Below are 18,088 nucleotides of genomic sequence, written 5' to 3' on the forward strand. Positions count from 1 at the left end.
TTTTTATTGTTTATATAATATTTAAAGGCTAAGCCTCAATATTGTTTATATATTTAGTAATTATTTATTTTTTATCTTTTTCTAAACGTTTCTTAAGGCTTAATGCAGCGTCAGCGGCTAATAAACGCATAAATTCAGAGCCATTACTTTGCTCGCCTTGGCCTGCGCCTATTACAATTTCAGGCACTAAACGGCTATTACCTAAGCTTGTAAATAAGGCGGTTTGAATTTTAACTTCTGCTTTTAGCGTTTCATCAAATACATACTTTGGATCAAGTGCAGCAGACTTAGCTCTTAAACGAGCCTCAGCTAAAACGTCCATACCTAATGCTTCTAAACGTTGTTGCTTTAAAATCTCTTCTTGCTCTTTTGCAAGCTCGGCTTTTACAGCCACTCGTTGCTGCGCAGAAATAATGGCATTTGCCTTAATTCGTTCAGCATCAATTTGCTCTTTAATTTTAAGCTTTTCAGATTCAGCACGTTGTTTAGCAATTGCTTGTTCACCTAAAGCCACTTCAGTACGTGCTTGTTGCTCAGCTTTTTTAAGATTTTGACGCGCTAGTGCTTCATCAGCAGCTGCTTGCTTTTGGGCTTCAAGGCGAGCATTTACTTTGCTTTCGTAGTCAATATCAATAATGCTGGCATCAACTACTGTAATACCGTAAGCGCCTAAAATAGGTGCGTTACGCAGTGTATTACCCTCATCATCCATTTTAATGTTAATAGTGACGCGCTGCTGTTTACTTAAATTACCTAAATCGTCAGATTTATCGCGCTCACCCGTACTAATAATTTGTTCAGTAACAAAAATACCGTTTGTTAATTGATCAGCAAAATCTTGGCTTAATTGACCATTACCACCAGAGTAATGTTGCTCTACCGACATCATACGCGCCGACGCTTTTACATTTTCAGTGGTTGCGCGCATTAATAAATTAGATATTAATGTTTCTTGTGAACCAAACTCTTCGTGTATTTTAAGTAAACCACGTAAAGCACCCGATTCAGCTGCTGGTACATTGCCTGGTAATCTAAAACGAGAAACACCTCGTGCGCCACCTGTTGTCGTATCTAAAAATCGAATTGGTATTAGCGGTACAATTGCGCTTGCTGTTGCCCCGGCATCGCCCGTAAAGTTAATCGAAATTACTTTTTTATAAGCCGATGTAGTACCAAACGCTTTTAAATAAGGGCCGGCTTGATTTATTACGGTTAAGTTACCTGTAAAAGCTGATTGATGTACTAAACGCTCATCTGCTTCATTCCACGAAACAACTTGCGATGTAAGCGTTGCAATTACGGCTAATACAACAACAATTGATGAAACAACAATTACATTACGACGACCAAATCGACTCATAAATGAGTCACTTTTTACTGCTGGGACTGCTTTTTCGCTATCCATTTTTACTACTCTCCATGTTTAATTTCTTTTTAACAAAGTAAATAATTTCCTGTTCACTCAAGTGTGCGCAAAAGCTACCAGAGCGATGTAACTCAACAAATATTGCAAGGATTTCTTCTTTACCTTTTGCTGTTTTATCTTGGTTTTCTTGTGTTTGATTTTTTTCTGTTAGTTGAGTGATTAAATCATCCACTATCGTGTCTTTATCAAACAGTACGTTGTATTCCTTGGATTTTCTTACCCGACTTTTATGTACGTTGCTGTAAATTACATAAAGTGCAACGCATAAAATAATAACAAGTAAACTTAACCCTATAATATAAAAAATCATAAGCTCTACTTAAATTAGTTTAAATACTTAATGAGCAATAACAATTGTAAGCATTGCTTAACAAATGTTAACCCAGTAATTTTACAGTAAACCCGAGTAAAAAACAGATTAAAAATAAAGTTCATCAGGTATACAGTTATAACCGCACAAAAGAGTAAGTTTTTTCAAACAAAAAATGCCAGTCAGTTATTAACTGACTGGCACTAAGCTAATATTAACTAAAGTGCTTTTTACATTATTCGCATTGCACCCAATCAACACCATTTTCACCGCATTCAAGCAGCATTGTCCCATCTTCTCGGCGGGTATCTCTAAACCATTTCCCTTCAATTGTTTTCGTAATACGTACGTTATCTGTGGTTTTGTATTTACGCCAAAAGCTAGCATCAATAGATGTTTCGTCATCAAACTTATAGGGCATAGCAGCGAGTACAGTAACTAAATCTTGAGTTTCTAAATCTGCAGCTTTGTCTTTAACATTTACCCAATTAGATAATGTTTGAAAGTCGGCATTTTCTTCTCTAAAGGCAAAGTCAGTTTGGTAAAACGATCCTGACTCAGTATAGCTAATGCTAAAACCTCGCTCGAACGGTGTATCTAAATTAGCACTAGCGCATTCATCTGCTGTTGGGAAGTTAACCGATGGGCTTGTATTATCAACGCCATAAAGCACATTGCTTTGCTCAAAACTAACGTTCTCAATGCTAGAGCATCGGTAAGTACGATCGGCGTTAATGTAAACATCGTCTCTAACTGTTAGTTTCCCATTTAACGACTCTTCACCCCAAGGCGTATCTGTTGAATCCAATCGAGACAAAATAACGTCAATTTTGTCGAGTTCGTCTGTATTTTGAAGCTTTACTTGCTCATAAATAAGTTCAGCGCCTGCAAAAATAACTTTATCGCGGTACCATGCATTTTCAAATCCATACTCTGCATCTTTTGCTGTGTCCTGGTAAATCACTGCTCTTACTTCTTCTGCATCAGGATACTGAGCATCTAGCTCTTGCTTGAATTTATAGGCCGCTTTTAGTCCCTTAACAATTGCTTGTGCTCTGTCGTAAGCGTCGCTGTCGTTAGTAGCGATAAAATCTGAGTAAATTTGCTCTGTCGACAAATTATAATGCGCAACCAAGTTTTGCATAACATTTGTTATTTCGCTTTGAAGGTTTGCAAGTAACTCAGTATTTTCTTTAAGTGCATCACAACTTAAATTATTGTTACCACTTTTTTGTAATTGAAGGCTCAACTGTTCCCAAATAACGGTTGTTAAAGGGGATATATTTCGAATATCTTCATCAGTCAAAGCCTCAATTGAGGGCGGAAATGACATTTGATACGCTTGTGTTACCTCTCCTAAGTCCTCGTCAATTGCGCCAACCGGTACATCAACATACATAGTTGAATACGGCACACACAGCGCCTGCTCTTCTGTAAAATTAAAACTATAATTACCCGATTCTTCAGAGACTACAGAAGGTTCTGTTTGCTCATCAAAAGTACCATCGCCATCAATATCTAGCCATACTATTGCACCAGATACATAACCATCAATGACCTTTCCAGTAAGAGAGATAGTGTTAACTTCTACGGGGTCTACTTTTATAGGGTCAGGCTTGGCTACAACTGGCTCTACAACGACCACTTTATCATCGCCACCGCCGCCACATCCAACAAGGCCTAGCGTAAACGCTAATGAAATAGCTAACTGACTTTTTTTAAAAAACATACAAAGACTTCCTTTTTTGCACTTTAATTATTATTAAAAATCATATTGTTATAAATTGAATTGGTTACTTTAATAAATAACAAGTAAATTTAAACAACAGAAATTTATTGAATATTTATGGGGGGATGGCAACAAGTTAACATGCCCTGTACCTATATAGTGACACGCCATGTTAAATTTTGCTCTTACATTTGTTAATTAAATATAACTAAGACCAGCTATTGTTGACTAATATGGACTACAGGTACCTAAAATAAAGGGCTTGAGTGATAGGCAGTATTTTGTAAACGAATGTATATTACACATGGGTTGGTTTAGAGCGCTTCGATAACTATAAAACAATTATATAAGCAAACCATCAGCATTTTTGATTCGCTCTTAAAATTAAAAAGCCACCTAATTAAGGTGGCTTATGTCTATAACATCGTGTTTTTAATGTGCCTGACTATCGTTTTCTTCGCGTTTATAAATATATGTTTGTTGGGTTTTAAAGCCAAAACCAATTGGTTCAGCGCCATTTACTAGCTTAACTTTTCCACCTTCAACATTTAAATTTGGCCCAAGTATTTCAATAGCTTTTATCGGCTTATCAGAACCTTTAACCCCAGGGCCTATTAAATAAAACTGACTAACTTGCGTTACATCCGTTGCATCATCCCAATCGCACTTACCATCCGCATCATTATCTGCACACGACGGGCCTTCCCCAAAAAATAGTTTCGGTGTATCTGGTACATCATTACTTGTTGCAAATTTCACATCGTCATAAACCTTCGTTCCATAATGCAAATGAAAGGCATAAAGCGAACCACCGCCACCCGTTAACGAACATTGGTTTTGTGTTGATGATGAAGATGCAGGCGTAAAGGAAGTAAAGTAAGCAACCCCACCAACGACCGTTGCTGCAGCAAGGGACTTTTCGCCCGTCCCTAATTCATATCGCCATCCTTTAAATTCGGCTAACTTAACTTCAAGGTTAACAAATTTATCAACGTCATCAAGTGCGTTACCAAATGGGTCTTCATTCATTTTCATTAAATCATCTGGCACTATTGGGGCTGGAAATTCAGTAAATATTTTTGTTAGGGTGTTTTCATCACGGATCATATACAGCTGATCTTGCTCATTAGTAGCAAGTGGGTTTGAACGATTTCCGCTACCTATAACTATTGCGTCGTACGGGGTATCTAAACGGGTCGTAATCATTTCACCATCATAATTGGTCTTAGTGACTTTACTAAACAGCGTTCTCGCAACTAACGGTTTATAAAAAAAACGTCTGTCTTGCGACGCTAATGTACTGCCAAGCTCCGCAAGCTTAAAATGAGTAATATCACTTTCATCGTCACTAGGAATATCTACACGCCAAATATTACCGCCAGTATCGGTTGCATAAATTCGGTCAATATACCCGTCGTAATCTGAGTCAAGCGTAGTTACATCCGCTGCAATACTGTGCTCTCCGGTAAAACCATGTTCATCTGGAGTGAGCGCCCATACCTTTTCGCCAGTTTTAGCATTAACAATGTAAATACCTAGCCCGGTTTCATCTGTTGTTCTAATCGCATTATCTTTGTTTGTATCGTAGCCTGCGCCAAATATTAGCAATGGATCCTCACCAAAGGCTTTAATGTAAGCAATTTGAGGTTTAGACCATGTTTGTGCTAAATACTTAAACTCTTCAGAACCACCAACAATTGGCTTATTCCATAATTTTTTAGGTTTTTTTGGGTCACTTATATCCAGCGCATAGTAATTTTTACCGCCTCTGCGCATGCCTGCAAATGCCCATACTTCATCATTATCACTTGCTCTAATAACACCATCATTTAAACCTTCGCTGTTTGAGCCTTTATTATTAAAGAACACACTTATAGGCCCATCCATGCCATACACTTTTGTATTTGCGAGATTACTTCGCAAAGCCGGAATGTTTTTTAATAAGGCAGCAGGTGTAAAAGCCCACTTTTCTTCAACAGTATCGCCTTTGTCTTCAAACATATGTAAAAAGCCGGCATTGGTACCAACAAGTATATGAATACTTCCATCGCCGTAATCTATAGATACCGGTTTTGAATGCAAAGGGTCGCCAAAAATATTGATTCTCTGATCTACTGATGAGTCATCACCATCTTCATTATCAACATCAACCCCTCGTGCCCAGTTAATATCACTCTCCTGTAAAGTTAACCCGATATTAGGAATCAAATCAGGGGCAAGATCGGTAACTGTACTTGTCGCTAAATTTAAAATGGTTTGTACTTTATCAAAAGTAAAATCAATAATACTGCCCGTTTTATCTATGTAAATTTTACGGCTATCAGGGTCTAAAGTTGATAAAAGTAAATTTACGCCACCCTGAGCTACTAAATTCCCATCTGCAGGCTTATTAGTTGGCAGCCAAAAAGTTCGCGCTTTCTCATCAATTAACCCATTTTCATCAAGAGCTATTTTATCAGTTGAATCGACTATATTTGCACCAGACACTTTAAGCTTTTTTAAATTTCCGCTCCAACGTGCGCCTGTTTCAGGGTAAAACATCGCAAAGTAAATTGACTCTCGGCTACGTGTTTGGTCAACATTATTACTTGCTACCGTAGGAGATGAAAAACTATCGTTAACTTCGCGTATTTTCGATATTGTATTATTAAGCGCTTCAGAAAGTTCAGTCGATGTATCTGCATGTAAGTACTCGCCTCCTCCCAATAAAGCGGTTTTTTCTAATAGCTTTTTACCATTTGTACTCATGCCACTACCAAAACCGATAGTAAAAACGCGTCCGGTATCAGCAACCTCTGGCGTGGTCTCGTACAAGTCAACTTCAACATCTCTTGTGCCATGTATTATCTGAGCTAAAGCGGCTAAATAACTATTACTTGTAGTACTAGGATATGAACCAAAAGTAGATTTGTATAATGATTTGATATCATCGTTTCGGTTAGTATCTTGCGTCGGATCACCATCAGTCATTAGTATTAAGCTAATTGAGTTATCACAGCGCTCATCTGCACCAACAGCCTGTTGAAAAGGAGAAACGTAACGAGGTATATCACTACCACTTTGCTCTCTCTCAATCGTAGTATCGCGTTTGTCCGTATTTTGCCCATACCAAACCGTCTGCCCCGTCATATATAGGTAAGCTTCCCATAAGGTCTCAGTGATAGGTGTATTCCCGCTAGCTGGCAGCTTTTTTATTTGACCCAATATTTTATCATGTGAGGAGCCTAGGCCAGCCATAACATAACCACCATCATTGCCATTAAAACGCATTAAACCAAAATCAATCGAGCTGTTATCATTTACTAATTGGGTCATAGCGCTTATACCAGCATCGATTTTTCTAGGTCCCCCATTAGGCAACTTAGTCTTCATACTTCCTGAAGTATCAAACACAATAAGCACGCGAGGGTTTTCATCGGTTTTAACATTATGGTTTACGTATAGCTCTATATCTTCGGCAAATACAGAAAGGCTAATACCCACCCCGAATAACAAGGCAGCTATTTTTTTTAGTTTGAATTGCATTTTTAAATCCCTTTATTTGCGCTTTTTATTTTTATTGCGCAAGTTAATAACTACTCTATTCCGTGTTTAATTATTAGTAATATTGAGGTGGGACTAAAAATTAAAACAAAGGTAATATCTAGCTATTTATCACAAAGCAGTGATTAGCATTCACGTGTAGTTAATGCTATAAAATATATATCATTTCGATTTTTAAATAAAAACAGACTAAAGTCAAAGATATTAGGCTTTATTATCAATCAAAAACAACCACTTAAATAAAACAATCCCGTTTTACTGAATAGTTAAGTCACGTTAAAAAATAATATTTTTACCTGTGCTTTTATATTTATAGATCTATGTTTTAGGTAACAAGTACTTACTACTATAAATTAGTAAAACAAAGCTTTAAAAATCACTCTTAAAAGCACTATTATTCAGTAAAGCTGCTTTATTAAAAAGAGTGTATTTAATAGGTAACTACGGTTATGCAAACATACAAAAAAGCCCATATTAGGTGCTACCTAATATGGGCTTTTATACTCTCGCTAAATTATAAGCGCTTTATGCAAGCATTCTTATAAAGATAACTCTTTTTTAGCGCGAGTTAAGTTATGTGTTACAAGTGAGTTTTTAGAAATTTGAACCGCTTCATATAAATCAGAAATACCAGCTGTATCTTTTTGAGCCTTAATACGCGCTACACCACGGTTACTTAATGCAAACGATGTAAGTTCACGTACTTTTAAACGCGGACCATGGCTTTGCTTAAGTAATGCAATTGCTTGTGTACAAATAGCTTCTGCTTCTTCGTAGTTTCTTGATTCAACATTTAAAGCACAGCTATTGAATGATTTTTCAAATGCGGGTGCTGCAGTTACAGAGTCTTCAATAACCATTAATTTATAGTCACCTTGTTTAGCCATTGCAGCAGCTGAGCAAGTTAATAATGAGCCAAGAGCGATGGTTTTTAAAAGTGTAAATTTCATGATTATATTCCTAATTAGTTAAGTCGTACTTGTTGCCGACAACTAAACTTTAGAGTGTTAGCTCAATTACCACAAACGATAAAAACAAACCTAATAAGTGAATAAATCTAACCTATAGACTTTAGTCTAACACCTGTAAAAATACTTAGTAATTACAATTGGTTAAAATCCATTAGAACAACTAAACTATAAATATAAAAATACCGTTTTTTATTTTTTAATAGCACAATACAAAGTTAATAAACACAAAAAAGCCGATGTTGGGGTTTAACCCAATATCGGCTTTTTTACTCTCGCTATTTTATATTATGCTTTAGTAAGCACTTTATAAAAAACCTTATAGAGATAATTCTTCTTTAGCGCGAGATAAGTTGTGCGATACCATTGAGCTGTTAGACAATTTTGATGCTTCGTATAAATCAGCAAGTGCAGCTGTATCGTTATGCGCTTTTAAGCGTGCAACACCACGGTTGCTTAATGCGAATGACGTAAGTTGGCGTACTTTAAATTTAGGGCCATCTGCGTCTTTTAAAAGTGCGATTGCTTTAGTACAAATTTCTTCCGCTTGTGCATAATTTTTTGACTTAACATTTAGTGCGCAGCTATTAAATGATTGCTCAAGTGGCTGTGGCGCTGTTGCAGTTTCAATAACCATTAATTTGTAATCACTTGCATCAGCTACTGCAGCAGCTGAACATGTTAATAGTGAGCTAAGAGCGATAGTTTTGATAAGTGTTTTCATGGTTATATTCCTGATTAGTTAAGCCGTGCTTGTTGCCGACAACTGAACTTTAGAGAATTAACACAACCCCGACAAACGATTAAAACAAACCTAATAAGTGAGAAAAATTAACCTATAGACCTTAGTCTAATACGTTTAAACTTTTTCTATATATTTAAATAACTTACGCATCATCTTACGTGCCTAAAATCGCTACTTTGCATTTTAAAATACATATAATTATTTATGCTTTTATTTAGTCGGTTTTATTTTAAGCACCTTACTTTGGCATAGCTGAGTAACAATCAAACAAATTTATACATTTAATTACATGCAATACTAAGTTATGTATTTATAATTGCAGCTCTGGTAACTTTTCATCATTAATGGGTTAACTTTTTTGAAACACACACTTCCCCTTTTTGTTTTATTAAGCACGCTTTTATCATTTAGCCAAAATGCTAACGCAAGGCTTTTGCTCGGTAATGACATGCCTAACACCGGTATGTTTATAAAATCAGAATTTAATGGTGATAGCAGCATTACATCTGCGGGTGTAGAAATGATGGTCAAACAAAATTACAGTAACTTTGGTGTTGTTTTTACAAGCGCAATTGGCGCGGCAGTAATCGATAATAAACAAGGCGAGCAAGAAGAATTTATAACGTGGGACAATGGCATGAAGCTTGGTTATTTCAATGACTTTTTTATATACGCCGAGCTAGGCTTAGATCTGTTCGAACTCGCCTTTAAAAACGATAGGGGCGATAACACCTACCAAATAGAAAAATCGAACAACGACATAGACGGCTACGCAGGTATAGGTGCGGGTTATCACTTTAAGCCATTTAAAATAGAAGTATTTACTCGAGCACGCCAAATAGATGGCGACTACTGGGAAGCACAAGAACATATTTACAGCGGTGTGCAGCTCAGCTTTACGTTTTAATTACCCTTTTTTTATAAGAAAAATAAAAAGCGTGTGAAATACAGCTATTTCACACGCTTTTTAAAAAATTACATTTAACAGGTTTGATCTAACCAATTTATATTTAACGGATAGTTTTGGCTACTTTACCAATACTCAAACCCTGAATTAAAATAGAAAACACCACAACCGCATAAGTGAGAGCCAATAAAATATCGCGCTCGTTCCCATCAGGTAGTTGCAATACCAGTGCAACCGAAATACCACCACGCAAGCCACCCCAGGTTAAAACTTTCCATGCGCCAGATGGCAACTCTAATTGCTTATTAAATGTAGTGGTTGTTATACCCACAACAATTAAACGTGCGAGTAACGCTATTAAAATGGTTAAGCCACCAGCAATAAACAAATTACTCGAAAATGCAATCATGACGACTTCAAGCCCTATGAGTACAAATAAAATGGCATTTAAAATTTCGTCAATCAGCTCCCAAAATAAATCAACGTAATGGCGTGTTTTGTCGCTCATAGCCATACTACGACCATGATTACCCACCATTAGCCCCATCATTACCATTGCAAGTGGGCCCGACAAATGCCAATGGCTAGCAAGTGCATAGCCACCAATAACGCCCGCTAAAGTAAGTAGTACTTCTTCTTGGTAACTATCAATACTTTTGAGTAAGTAATATAAAATACCACCTAATACCAAACCAAAAACAATACCGCCACCGGCTTCAACCGCCAGCGTGTGCGCTACATAATAAGTTGTAGGAATATCACCACTTGATAAAACACCCAATAAAAGCACAAAAATAACCACGCCTATACCATCGTTAAACAGCGATTCACCCGCAATCACGGTTTCAATACTTTTAGGCGCACCCGCAGATTGTAAAATACCCATTACCGCAATCGGATCGGTTGGCGAAATTAATGCACCAAACAGTAAACACCAAATAAATGCTAAATCAAAACCAAGCAAAGGAAGAACTAAATAAAGCGCCCCAGCAATAATAACCGTAGATAGCAACGTACCTACACAGGCCAAAATACCTATTGGTAATTTATAGCGCCTTAAATCGCTAACATTTACATGTAGCGCCCCAGCAAAAAGCAGCATAGAGAGCATGCCATCGAGCAAAACTTCAGTAAAATCTAACTGATCGAGCAAGCTCACTTCGTAATCTATAAGATCATCAAACCCTAAAAAGCCCAAAAATATAGCGCCGATAGATAAAAGCATCGAAATAACCATAACGCCAATGGTTGTTGGCAAGCCAATAAAGCGATGGTTTACATAGGTGAGTAACGCGGTAATTGATAAAAATATCGCACTTATTTCAAGTACGCTTAGGCTGGTTCCTGGTGCCATGGTTTAAATCTCAATATTTATTTAATGATACCTTGCTCAAAATAAGCAAAGCAGAAGGGTTATTATTTTTTATACGGTTATCTCGCATTATATTCGCGTAGCCTAAACAAGCATACCCAAAATATTAATTATAAATACACACCCTACTCTATTAACGTATTTAAGGTATTAACTTACGCATTAAATAAAACAAAAAAGCCCATGTTAGGAATTAACCTAACATGGGCTTTTTTACTCTCGCTATTTTATATCATACTTTTTTAAGTATTTTATAAAGCGCTTATCAAAGATAAGTCTTCTTTAGCGCGAGTTAAGTTATGCGATACCATTGCACTTTTAGACATTTCATTTGCTTCGTATAAATCAGCAAGGCCAGCAGTGTCGTTATTCGCTTTTAAACGTGCAACACCACGGTTGCTTAATGCAAACGATGTAAGTTGGCGTACTTTAAATTTAGGGCCATCTGCGTCTTTTAAAAGTGCGATTGCTTTAGTACAAATCGCTTCGGCTTGAGCATAATTTTTTGACTTAACATTCAGTGCGCAGCTATTAAATGATTGCTCAAGTGGCTGTGGCGCTGTTGCAGTTTCAATAACCATTAATTTGTAATCACTTTGCTCAGCCATTGCAGCAGCTGAACATGTAAGTAGTGAGCTAAGAGCGATAGTTTTGATAAGAGTAAGTTTCATGGTCGTAGTCCTGTTGGTTAAGCCGTGCTTGTTGCCGACAACTGAACTTTAGAGAATTAACACAAAACCGACAAACGATTAAAACAAACCTAATAAGTGAATAAATCTAACCTATAGACTTTAGTCTGGTAAATTACTCAACCAGTTAAAAATAGTAAAAAACAGTCTACAAAATCAGTACAATATTGTAATCTTAATCCGTACCTAACTCATTACATCAATATTTATGTATTTACTTAAAATATAATTTATAAATAGTATAAAAAATATAGTTGATTGCGGTAAATAAGCCGTCTAACAAGGAAACTCGTGAAAGTTAACCTAATAAAAAAACATCCAAAATATTCCATTTGCCTAGTCTCAATAATATTGGCGACTACTTTATTTGTTGTTTTTATAGACTCATACTATGATTCATTTAAAAACAACATCATCCCAGAGATTGTTGGTATTGCAATTGAACTAGTCATTATCATTTTTGTTCTAGGGTTATTCACATCTAAACAAGAAACAAACAGACGAAGACAACTAGAAAAGCGGGCAAGGGATTATCTAAGATTTGTTATTATTAATTTATTAAAAAATGAGAGTCTTTACATTAAAGTAAAAGAAGTTTTGCCTTCAATCGTTGAGTATGAAGTAAATAAAAACAATTTTAAATTTTTAGCTAAAGATAAAAATAGAAGTGATGAAGTTATTGATGCATTAATAGTTGCTTTAGCTTTGATAGACACGCAAGTATACGATGATATTCAAGAAAATATAAAATCAGATTTAATGTACTTCCACTCACTAACACCTATACTTGCTGAAGTAAGTGATGAGCATTTTAAAACTTGGGGTAGAATTATACATTTTCTGACAAAAGTAGTAGATAAAAAAAATGTAGCTGCAGATACAATTAAAATACTTCAAAAAATAAAACATTTTGACCAACTGACCCATAATCAGTTTAAAAATATCTTTTAGTTTAATAAACATATACAAATAATAGGTATTTACGAATAATCAATAACTGACATGGGTCATTTCACATGCTAGGTTGTAGTGAATTAAATGCCTTAATAAAATCATCATGGAATTAATAGATGAATGAATCAGCTTTCAATACGCTTCTTGATATTGAAGATGTAATAAAACAAGCTAACGAAGGAACTTTAGTTAAGCTTTCCTCCGGCACGATTTCCAAAAGACATGGTGCATTAAGAGACGCTGCTAGACTCCAAGCTTTAACAACATTAGCACGTAACTCAAAAGATGGAACTCTTCTATTACAAGATTCTAGTAATTATGATGAAATTCTCAATGAGCTATGCAACTATGCCCCTGGATTAACCTCTGCTAGGCTTAATAAATCTATAAATATAGGAAGTAAAAACATCCTTAGGAGAGCCTCCTTATTACACGCACAAAATAAGGTTATTGCCTCCGATAGACTACAATTTGATAAGTTCCTAAAAGGTAGGAGCATAGATTTAAGCTGTATAAGTGGCGCAGATAGACAGTTTATATCTCCTCTCTTTACGAAAAGAGATCGTTTTTCAGTTAAAAATAGTTCGCAAATGAAACAAACTATGATTTCTATTTTTAAGGCAATAAATAATAGAGAATTTAATAACTTAGATTCCGATTTAATTAATGCGTTTGGTTTTTTTGGTTGCGAGTTATTTAAGAATACTCAGGAACATGCTTGTACCGATGAAAATGGTTTACCCTATATCGCACATGTTGAAGGTTTAATTACTTCATGGGGAGATCTATTAAGCTCTGTATATAAGCAAGATTTTATGGGTAATGAAAAGTTAGTCAACTATTGGAATAATAACGCGACCAGTTCGAATGATAGTACCGAGACCTCATTACGTTGCATGCAAGTAAGTTTTTTTGATACAGGGCCTGGATTAGTAAAAAGAGCTTTTGGTAATGCAAGAGAGCAAGGTTTACTAACTGAAAAAGAAGCCTTATTAAAATGTATAGGTAGGAATTTCACCACTAAAGAGCAAACAGGTGGAGGCAATGGTTACCCGACTATTTTAACTCAATTAAGTAAAGTTGGCGGCTTAATTCGTATTCGTTCTGGCAACCAATGTATATTCAATTGTTTCGATAAACATAACCATAGTTTTTGGGATAACTTAGAAGATCCCTCTCAAAGAAGTACAAAAAAAGAACAATACCTAATGGATTTTAATAGCTGGGATAACGAAAATTTATCTCAAGCATCAGGGACTGTCGTATCGATTATTGTCCCGTTAAGGAAAAGTAGTGGACAACATAATTTATTTTAATGCTATAAAAAAACATCAAGAACATAACTTTGATATTTTATGTTTATTTCTTGGTGAAAGCCTATGGGGTGATGTTGCTAGTTTTTATTCTGCTCTTGAAGAATCTCTAAAAAGTTGTGAAGTTTTACCTGATGGTATTACTGTCTTTTACCCTGAATCTAGGAAAAGTGATATATCTCTGTATTGGCAAAATACAGATCTACTTGAAGGCTTCAAAAACAGACTAATAAAAAACAATGTTAAATATTGTAATGTTTTTTATTTTGTAGAGATGAATAGTGAAAATTTTATTATTAATTCGGCACTTAGTACTTCTGACAGCCTTATAAAACTTACCTTGGACGATATAACTGAATTCTATAAAAATGGACTTACCCAACTTACTAGAAAAAATGACGTTGTTCATATAGCCCCTGCAGGGCACACATTTAAGCATCCATCAGGAAAAATAAGTAAATTATTCATTCAGACTAGAGAATTAGTCAGCACAGAAACAGAATTGCAATATACTAGCAGAGGACTCTCTTTATTGACTGATGAAGTAAATTGGGCTGATGTAGAAACCATATATATAGATACGATGGGTATTTACCCAATAGTTAAAGAAGCAGTTGATTTTACAAAAAGCGCAGCTCGAATAGAAAGCTTCCATTCCTATGACTCTATTGAAGATCTTAACCTCCCATCTAATGAGTATCTGGTTATTATATCGGCCTCGACATCTGGAAGCATGGCTAAAAATTTACTATCAAGAGGTTTCTCTTCAAAAAAAATCATCACACTTATAGATATCGATTGTAGAGAAGGTGCTTCTCAAGTTTTCATCAATTTAAAAACTACTAATACGATTAATGAGTTAAATAAAATAGATGGAAGTGAAACTGATATTGAACTGGTTGGAGAACAATTCTCATACAAAGCAAAACCTCCAAAACAAATTACAATTGGAATCGCACATCAGCCTATAAATTTGAAGACTATTTTAAAAAACTTTGGCATTACCGGCATCAATAATATTAATCAAAAATTAGATGACATACATAAAACACCAGTACTTAGCCTAAAATCGGCTTCACTAAACTCTAGTGAATTATTTAAATGTTGGCTTAAAAAAGAGCTTAATTGGTCACTGCCATCTGCTGTTAACACTATTGTCCATAATGTGGATGAGCCATCTAAAATATTGGCTGGTAATATTAAAAAATTATTGCAAGAATCAAGTAGCCATTACGAAAATATAAAAATAGTTAACTCTAATGACTTGAATTTCGAGAGTCTCAAAAAATGTACTGGGGTAATTGTCGTTTGTGCATTTGCTGGTGATGGAGGTGTTTTAAGGCAAATAAGTAGAGATTTAAGGGAGTTCGAAGACTCTGTTATCCCAAGACACTTTCTTATTGGAGTAGGGATTCCACAAAGTATGAAGTCTTGGATTCGATTAGAGCAATTCTTAATAAGGAATGCTTCAAAAAGAGCTTATAACTTCTCCGCATGGCAGGTTTTGCCATTAGGTCCTGACAACCTGAAAAACTCTTGGACTGAACTAGCTAACTTAGCCTCGGTAGTTCAGAACTATAAATGTGAAACGGACGAGCATGCAGATTGCTTTGATGAATTAGTAGAGGTAATTTCGAAAAGCCAAAATAGTTTATTACCAAATACCAAAGGTGCTACTTTGAAAATTACTAGTGGCTTTGTTTTTTTCGGTGATGTTTTTGATTCCAAAATTACTCAAGTCACACAAAGCGATACATTATTAACCATTGCTTCAGCCCTTCAAGCAGCAAGAGAACATAAAGACCCTAATAACTGCCTTACGCCAACAAGTTATCAATCGGTAATAATATCCCCTGAAAATTTTTTACGATTCAATGATGATATTTTACAAGCTTGTATATTAAGATCCTCCACTTTTTCTGAGTTAGATTACTCCTCTGACCAACATTTAAGTGAGTTAATGTCTGAATTTTTATATAAAGTATTTACGCGCCATGAACACCCTTATGGTTATGCGGCCTTAGAGTTTGCTGCGGCTTTAGCTGTTGGAAAGCTAAAGATAAAAAAAGAAGTCTGTGATAAGCTAGTAGAACATTCACTTTCCAATAAAAATGTTTCAAGTAAATCACTTAAAGGTTTTTTACTAGCTATCTCATATGGAATAAAAAACAAAAAACTTTAACTAAATATAAAGCGTTTCATTAGATTGAAACGCTTTATATTCAGAATTGCTGAAAACTACGAAGTGTACAACTAACACCTCATTTCTCACCCAAACCTATAAACTCCCTCGCCCATATGCCATAATCTAAATAATTCATTATTTTAGTAACTTGGCGCGTATTTAGGCGCTTTTAAGTTAACTACTCAGGGTTTTCAGCATGGCATATCAAGAGCAAAATCAAGCAACAATCTATTGGCACGACTACGAGACTTGGGGAGCAAGCCCTCAAAAGGATAAGCCAAGCCAATTTGCGGGTATTCGTACCGATCTTGATTTAAATATTATTGGCGAGCCACTTATTGAATATTGTAAGCCGCAAGCGGATTACTTGCCTCACCCTGAGGCCTGTTTAATTACGGGTATTACACCACAAGTGGCGATGAAAAAAGGCTTAGTTGAAGCTGAGTTTATAGCAAAAATTCATGCCGAATTTAGCGTACCAAACACCTGTGTTGCCGGTTACAACAGTATTCGGTTTGATGACGAAGTAAGTCGTTATAGCTTTTACCGTAACTTTTACGACCCATACGAGCGCGAATATAAAAACAATAATAGCCGCTGGGATATTATTGATTTAGTACGTGCTTGTTACGCGCTGCGCCCTGAAGGCATTGAATGGCCGTTAAAAGAAGACGGCAGCCCAAGCTTTAAGTTAGAACATTTAACTGTAGCTAATGGTATTGAACACGCCGCAGCGCACGATGCGCTAAGCGATGTAACCGCTACTATTGCATTGGCTAAGCTAATAAAAGAAAAACAGCCAAAGCTGTATAACTTCTTTTTTGGTTTGCGTGGTAAAAAAGCCCTTGCTGAATTGGTTGATGTATTTAACATGACGCCGCTGGTGCATACCACGTCGCGCATACCTGCAACGCAAGGCTGTACAAGCTGGGTTGCACCAATGAGCTTTCATCCGGTTAATAAAAACGCGGTTATTTGTTTTGATTTAACTCAAAGCCCGCAAGTACTTATTGATTTAAACGTAGAAGAGTTACGCAAACGTTTATACACCAAACGTGTAGATTTAGCCGAAGACGATTTACCTGTTGGCTTAAAGCTGGTGCATTTAAACAAGTGCCCTATTTTAGCCCCAGCTAAAACGTTATTGCCTGAAAACGCCGCCCGCCTTGGGATTGACCGCGAGCAGTGCTTAGCTAACTTAGCTATTTTAAAAGCCAATACCGACCTTCGCGATAAAGTAACCGAAGTGTTTAACGAGCAAGGCGATTACAGCGCAACCACTAACGTTGACTACTTACTTTACGATGGGTTTACAAGCCATGCTGATAAAGCTAAGTTTGCGATTATTCGTGATGCAAAACCAGATGAGTTAGCTGGGTTGAAGTTAGACTTTGAAGATAAAAAGTTTAATACATTGTTGTTTAGATACCGCGCCCGTAACTGGCCTGAAACGCTAAACCAGCAAGAGCTTGACCAATGGCGCCAGTATTGCCAAAACAAGTTAATGCACGGAGAAGATCAACCATCGATTAATGCGCAAGATTTTATGATCACCCTTGAAAACCTAGCGCATGAACATGACGACAGCGAAAAAAATCTTACAATTTTAAAGGCACTGTATAACTACGCACAAAGCATGTAATTCGATGTAGACGTAGAGCTTGCTCACGTGAAAAGCGTAGCTTTTAATATTTTTATCATTTTAAAAACTCCGTTTTTATACGCAAGCAAGCTTCCGTCTACAAAGTAAAACTCATATCGACACTTTGGGGTAAACGTAGAGCTTGCTCACGTGAAAAGCACAGCTTTTAATTGCTTAAATAAAACACTATTCACAAAGAGAAGCGAATGTGGAGTAAATGAGAAGACATAAAAAACAATCTTTTTTAGATCTATTACTTCCTCTAAAAGCGCAGCGCCTCATAACCTCTTTGTGAATAAATCACT

13 protein-coding genes are annotated in these 18,088 nt (G+C 36.1%); 5 read left to right on the top strand and 8 right to left on the bottom strand.

The window, feature by feature from the left end; translation table 11 throughout:
- Positions 1–64: 64 nt before the first annotated feature.
- The 6 genes from GQR38_RS07195 to GQR38_RS07220 form a co-directional block, all read right to left on the bottom strand.
- Positions 65–1,405, bottom strand: coding sequence for an SPFH domain-containing protein (locus GQR38_RS07195; RefSeq protein WP_010553499.1), 1,341 nt, complete (start codon positions 1,403–1,405; stop codon positions 65–67).
- The gene (locus GQR38_RS07200) at positions 1,398–1,736 is read right to left on the bottom strand and encodes a hypothetical protein (protein WP_007583302.1); all 339 of its coding nucleotides are present in this window, start codon (positions 1,734–1,736) and stop codon (positions 1,398–1,400) included. Before GQR38_RS07200 ends, GQR38_RS07195 begins: the two co-directional genes overlap by 8 nt.
- A 235-nt stretch (positions 1,737–1,971) precedes the next feature.
- Entirely contained in the window at positions 1,972–3,465 is a 1,494-nt protein-coding gene (locus GQR38_RS07205; protein WP_165723008.1) for a hypothetical protein, read from the bottom strand.
- Positions 3,466–3,897: 432 nt separating this feature from the next.
- Positions 3,898–6,990 carry a PilC/PilY family type IV pilus protein gene (locus GQR38_RS07210; RefSeq protein ID WP_165723009.1) on the bottom strand — a complete coding sequence of 1,031 codons (3,093 nt, stop codon included), beginning with the start codon at positions 6,988–6,990 and terminating at the stop codon, positions 3,898–3,900.
- Positions 6,991–7,547: 557 nt separating this feature from the next.
- Complete coding sequence (locus GQR38_RS07215; protein WP_024600637.1) at positions 7,548–7,958, bottom strand: hypothetical protein; 411 nt, start codon at positions 7,956–7,958, stop codon at positions 7,548–7,550.
- Between the two features lie 337 nt (positions 7,959–8,295).
- A complete protein-coding gene (locus GQR38_RS07220) occupies positions 8,296–8,700 on the bottom strand; it encodes a hypothetical protein (RefSeq protein WP_165723010.1) in 405 nt (134 codons plus the stop codon).
- 469 nt (positions 8,701–9,169) lie between these two features.
- On the opposite strand from GQR38_RS07220, the gene GQR38_RS07225 reads away from it, so the two are divergent.
- On the top strand, positions 9,170–9,628 hold the full coding sequence (locus GQR38_RS07225; protein WP_231616293.1) for a hypothetical protein: 459 nt from the start codon (positions 9,170–9,172) through the stop codon (positions 9,626–9,628).
- Positions 9,629–9,731: 103 nt separating this feature from the next.
- Here the strand turns inward: GQR38_RS07225 and GQR38_RS07230 are convergent, their stop codons facing one another.
- Complete coding sequence (locus GQR38_RS07230) at positions 9,732–10,982, bottom strand: sodium:proton antiporter (protein ID WP_024590868.1); 1,251 nt, start codon at positions 10,980–10,982, stop codon at positions 9,732–9,734.
- A gap of 269 nt (positions 10,983–11,251) precedes the next feature.
- On the bottom strand, positions 11,252–11,671 hold the full coding sequence (locus GQR38_RS07235) for a hypothetical protein (RefSeq protein ID WP_024612778.1): 420 nt from the start codon (positions 11,669–11,671) through the stop codon (positions 11,252–11,254).
- Between the two features lie 309 nt (positions 11,672–11,980).
- Between GQR38_RS07235 and GQR38_RS07240 the strand changes: the two genes are divergently transcribed.
- The 4 genes from GQR38_RS07240 to sbcB all read left to right on the top strand — a co-directional run bounded on the left by GQR38_RS07240 (position 11,981) and on the right by sbcB (position 17,783).
- On the top strand, positions 11,981–12,640 hold the full coding sequence (locus tag GQR38_RS07240) for a hypothetical protein (RefSeq protein ID WP_165722553.1): 660 nt from the start codon (positions 11,981–11,983) through the stop codon (positions 12,638–12,640).
- Positions 12,641–12,759: 119 nt separating this feature from the next.
- Positions 12,760–13,959: a hypothetical protein gene (locus tag GQR38_RS07245; RefSeq protein WP_165722552.1), complete on the top strand. Its 1,200-nt coding sequence runs from the start codon at positions 12,760–12,762 to the stop codon at positions 13,957–13,959.
- The gene (locus tag GQR38_RS07250) at positions 13,937–16,138 is read left to right on the top strand and encodes a hypothetical protein (protein WP_165722551.1); all 2,202 of its coding nucleotides are present in this window, start codon (positions 13,937–13,939) and stop codon (positions 16,136–16,138) included. The genes GQR38_RS07245 and GQR38_RS07250 overlap by 23 nt, the downstream gene beginning before the upstream one ends.
- Before the next feature lie 199 nt (positions 16,139–16,337).
- On the top strand, positions 16,338–17,783 hold the full coding sequence (gene sbcB / locus GQR38_RS07255; RefSeq protein ID WP_165722550.1) for an exodeoxyribonuclease I: 1,446 nt from the start codon (positions 16,338–16,340) through the stop codon (positions 17,781–17,783).
- Positions 17,784–18,088 lie beyond the last annotated feature (305 nt).

The organism is Pseudoalteromonas sp. c7(2019) (genome assembly GCF_011378625.1).
Taxonomy (GTDB): domain Bacteria; phylum Pseudomonadota; class Gammaproteobacteria; order Enterobacterales; family Alteromonadaceae; genus Pseudoalteromonas; species Pseudoalteromonas arctica.

Bases quoted from the DNA above. Each gene is read 5' to 3' on its own strand.
- GQR38_RS07195 (WP_010553499.1), bottom strand. From the start codon at position 1,405: ATGGATAGCGAAAAAGCAGTCCCAGCAGTAAAAAGTGACTCATTTATG.
- GQR38_RS07200 (WP_007583302.1), bottom strand. From the start codon at position 1,736: ATGATTTTTTATATTATAGGGTTAAGTTTACTTGTTATTATTTTATGC.
- GQR38_RS07205 (WP_165723008.1), bottom strand. From the start codon at position 3,465: ATGTTTTTTAAAAAAAGTCAGTTAGCTATTTCATTAGCGTTTACGCTA.
- GQR38_RS07210 (WP_165723009.1), bottom strand. From the start codon at position 6,990: ATGCAATTCAAACTAAAAAAAATAGCTGCCTTGTTATTCGGGGTGGGT.
- GQR38_RS07215 (WP_024600637.1), bottom strand. From the start codon at position 7,958: ATGAAATTTACACTTTTAAAAACCATCGCTCTTGGCTCATTATTAACT.
- GQR38_RS07220 (WP_165723010.1), bottom strand. From the start codon at position 8,700: ATGAAAACACTTATCAAAACTATCGCTCTTAGCTCACTATTAACATGT.
- GQR38_RS07225 (WP_231616293.1), top strand. From the start codon at position 9,170: ATGCCTAACACCGGTATGTTTATAAAATCAGAATTTAATGGTGATAGC.
- GQR38_RS07230 (WP_024590868.1), bottom strand. From the start codon at position 10,982: ATGGCACCAGGAACCAGCCTAAGCGTACTTGAAATAAGTGCGATATTT.
- GQR38_RS07235 (WP_024612778.1), bottom strand. From the start codon at position 11,671: ATGAAACTTACTCTTATCAAAACTATCGCTCTTAGCTCACTACTTACA.
- GQR38_RS07245 (WP_165722552.1), top strand. From the start codon at position 12,760: ATGAATGAATCAGCTTTCAATACGCTTCTTGATATTGAAGATGTAATA.
- sbcB (WP_165722550.1), top strand. From the start codon at position 16,338: ATGGCATATCAAGAGCAAAATCAAGCAACAATCTATTGGCACGACTAC.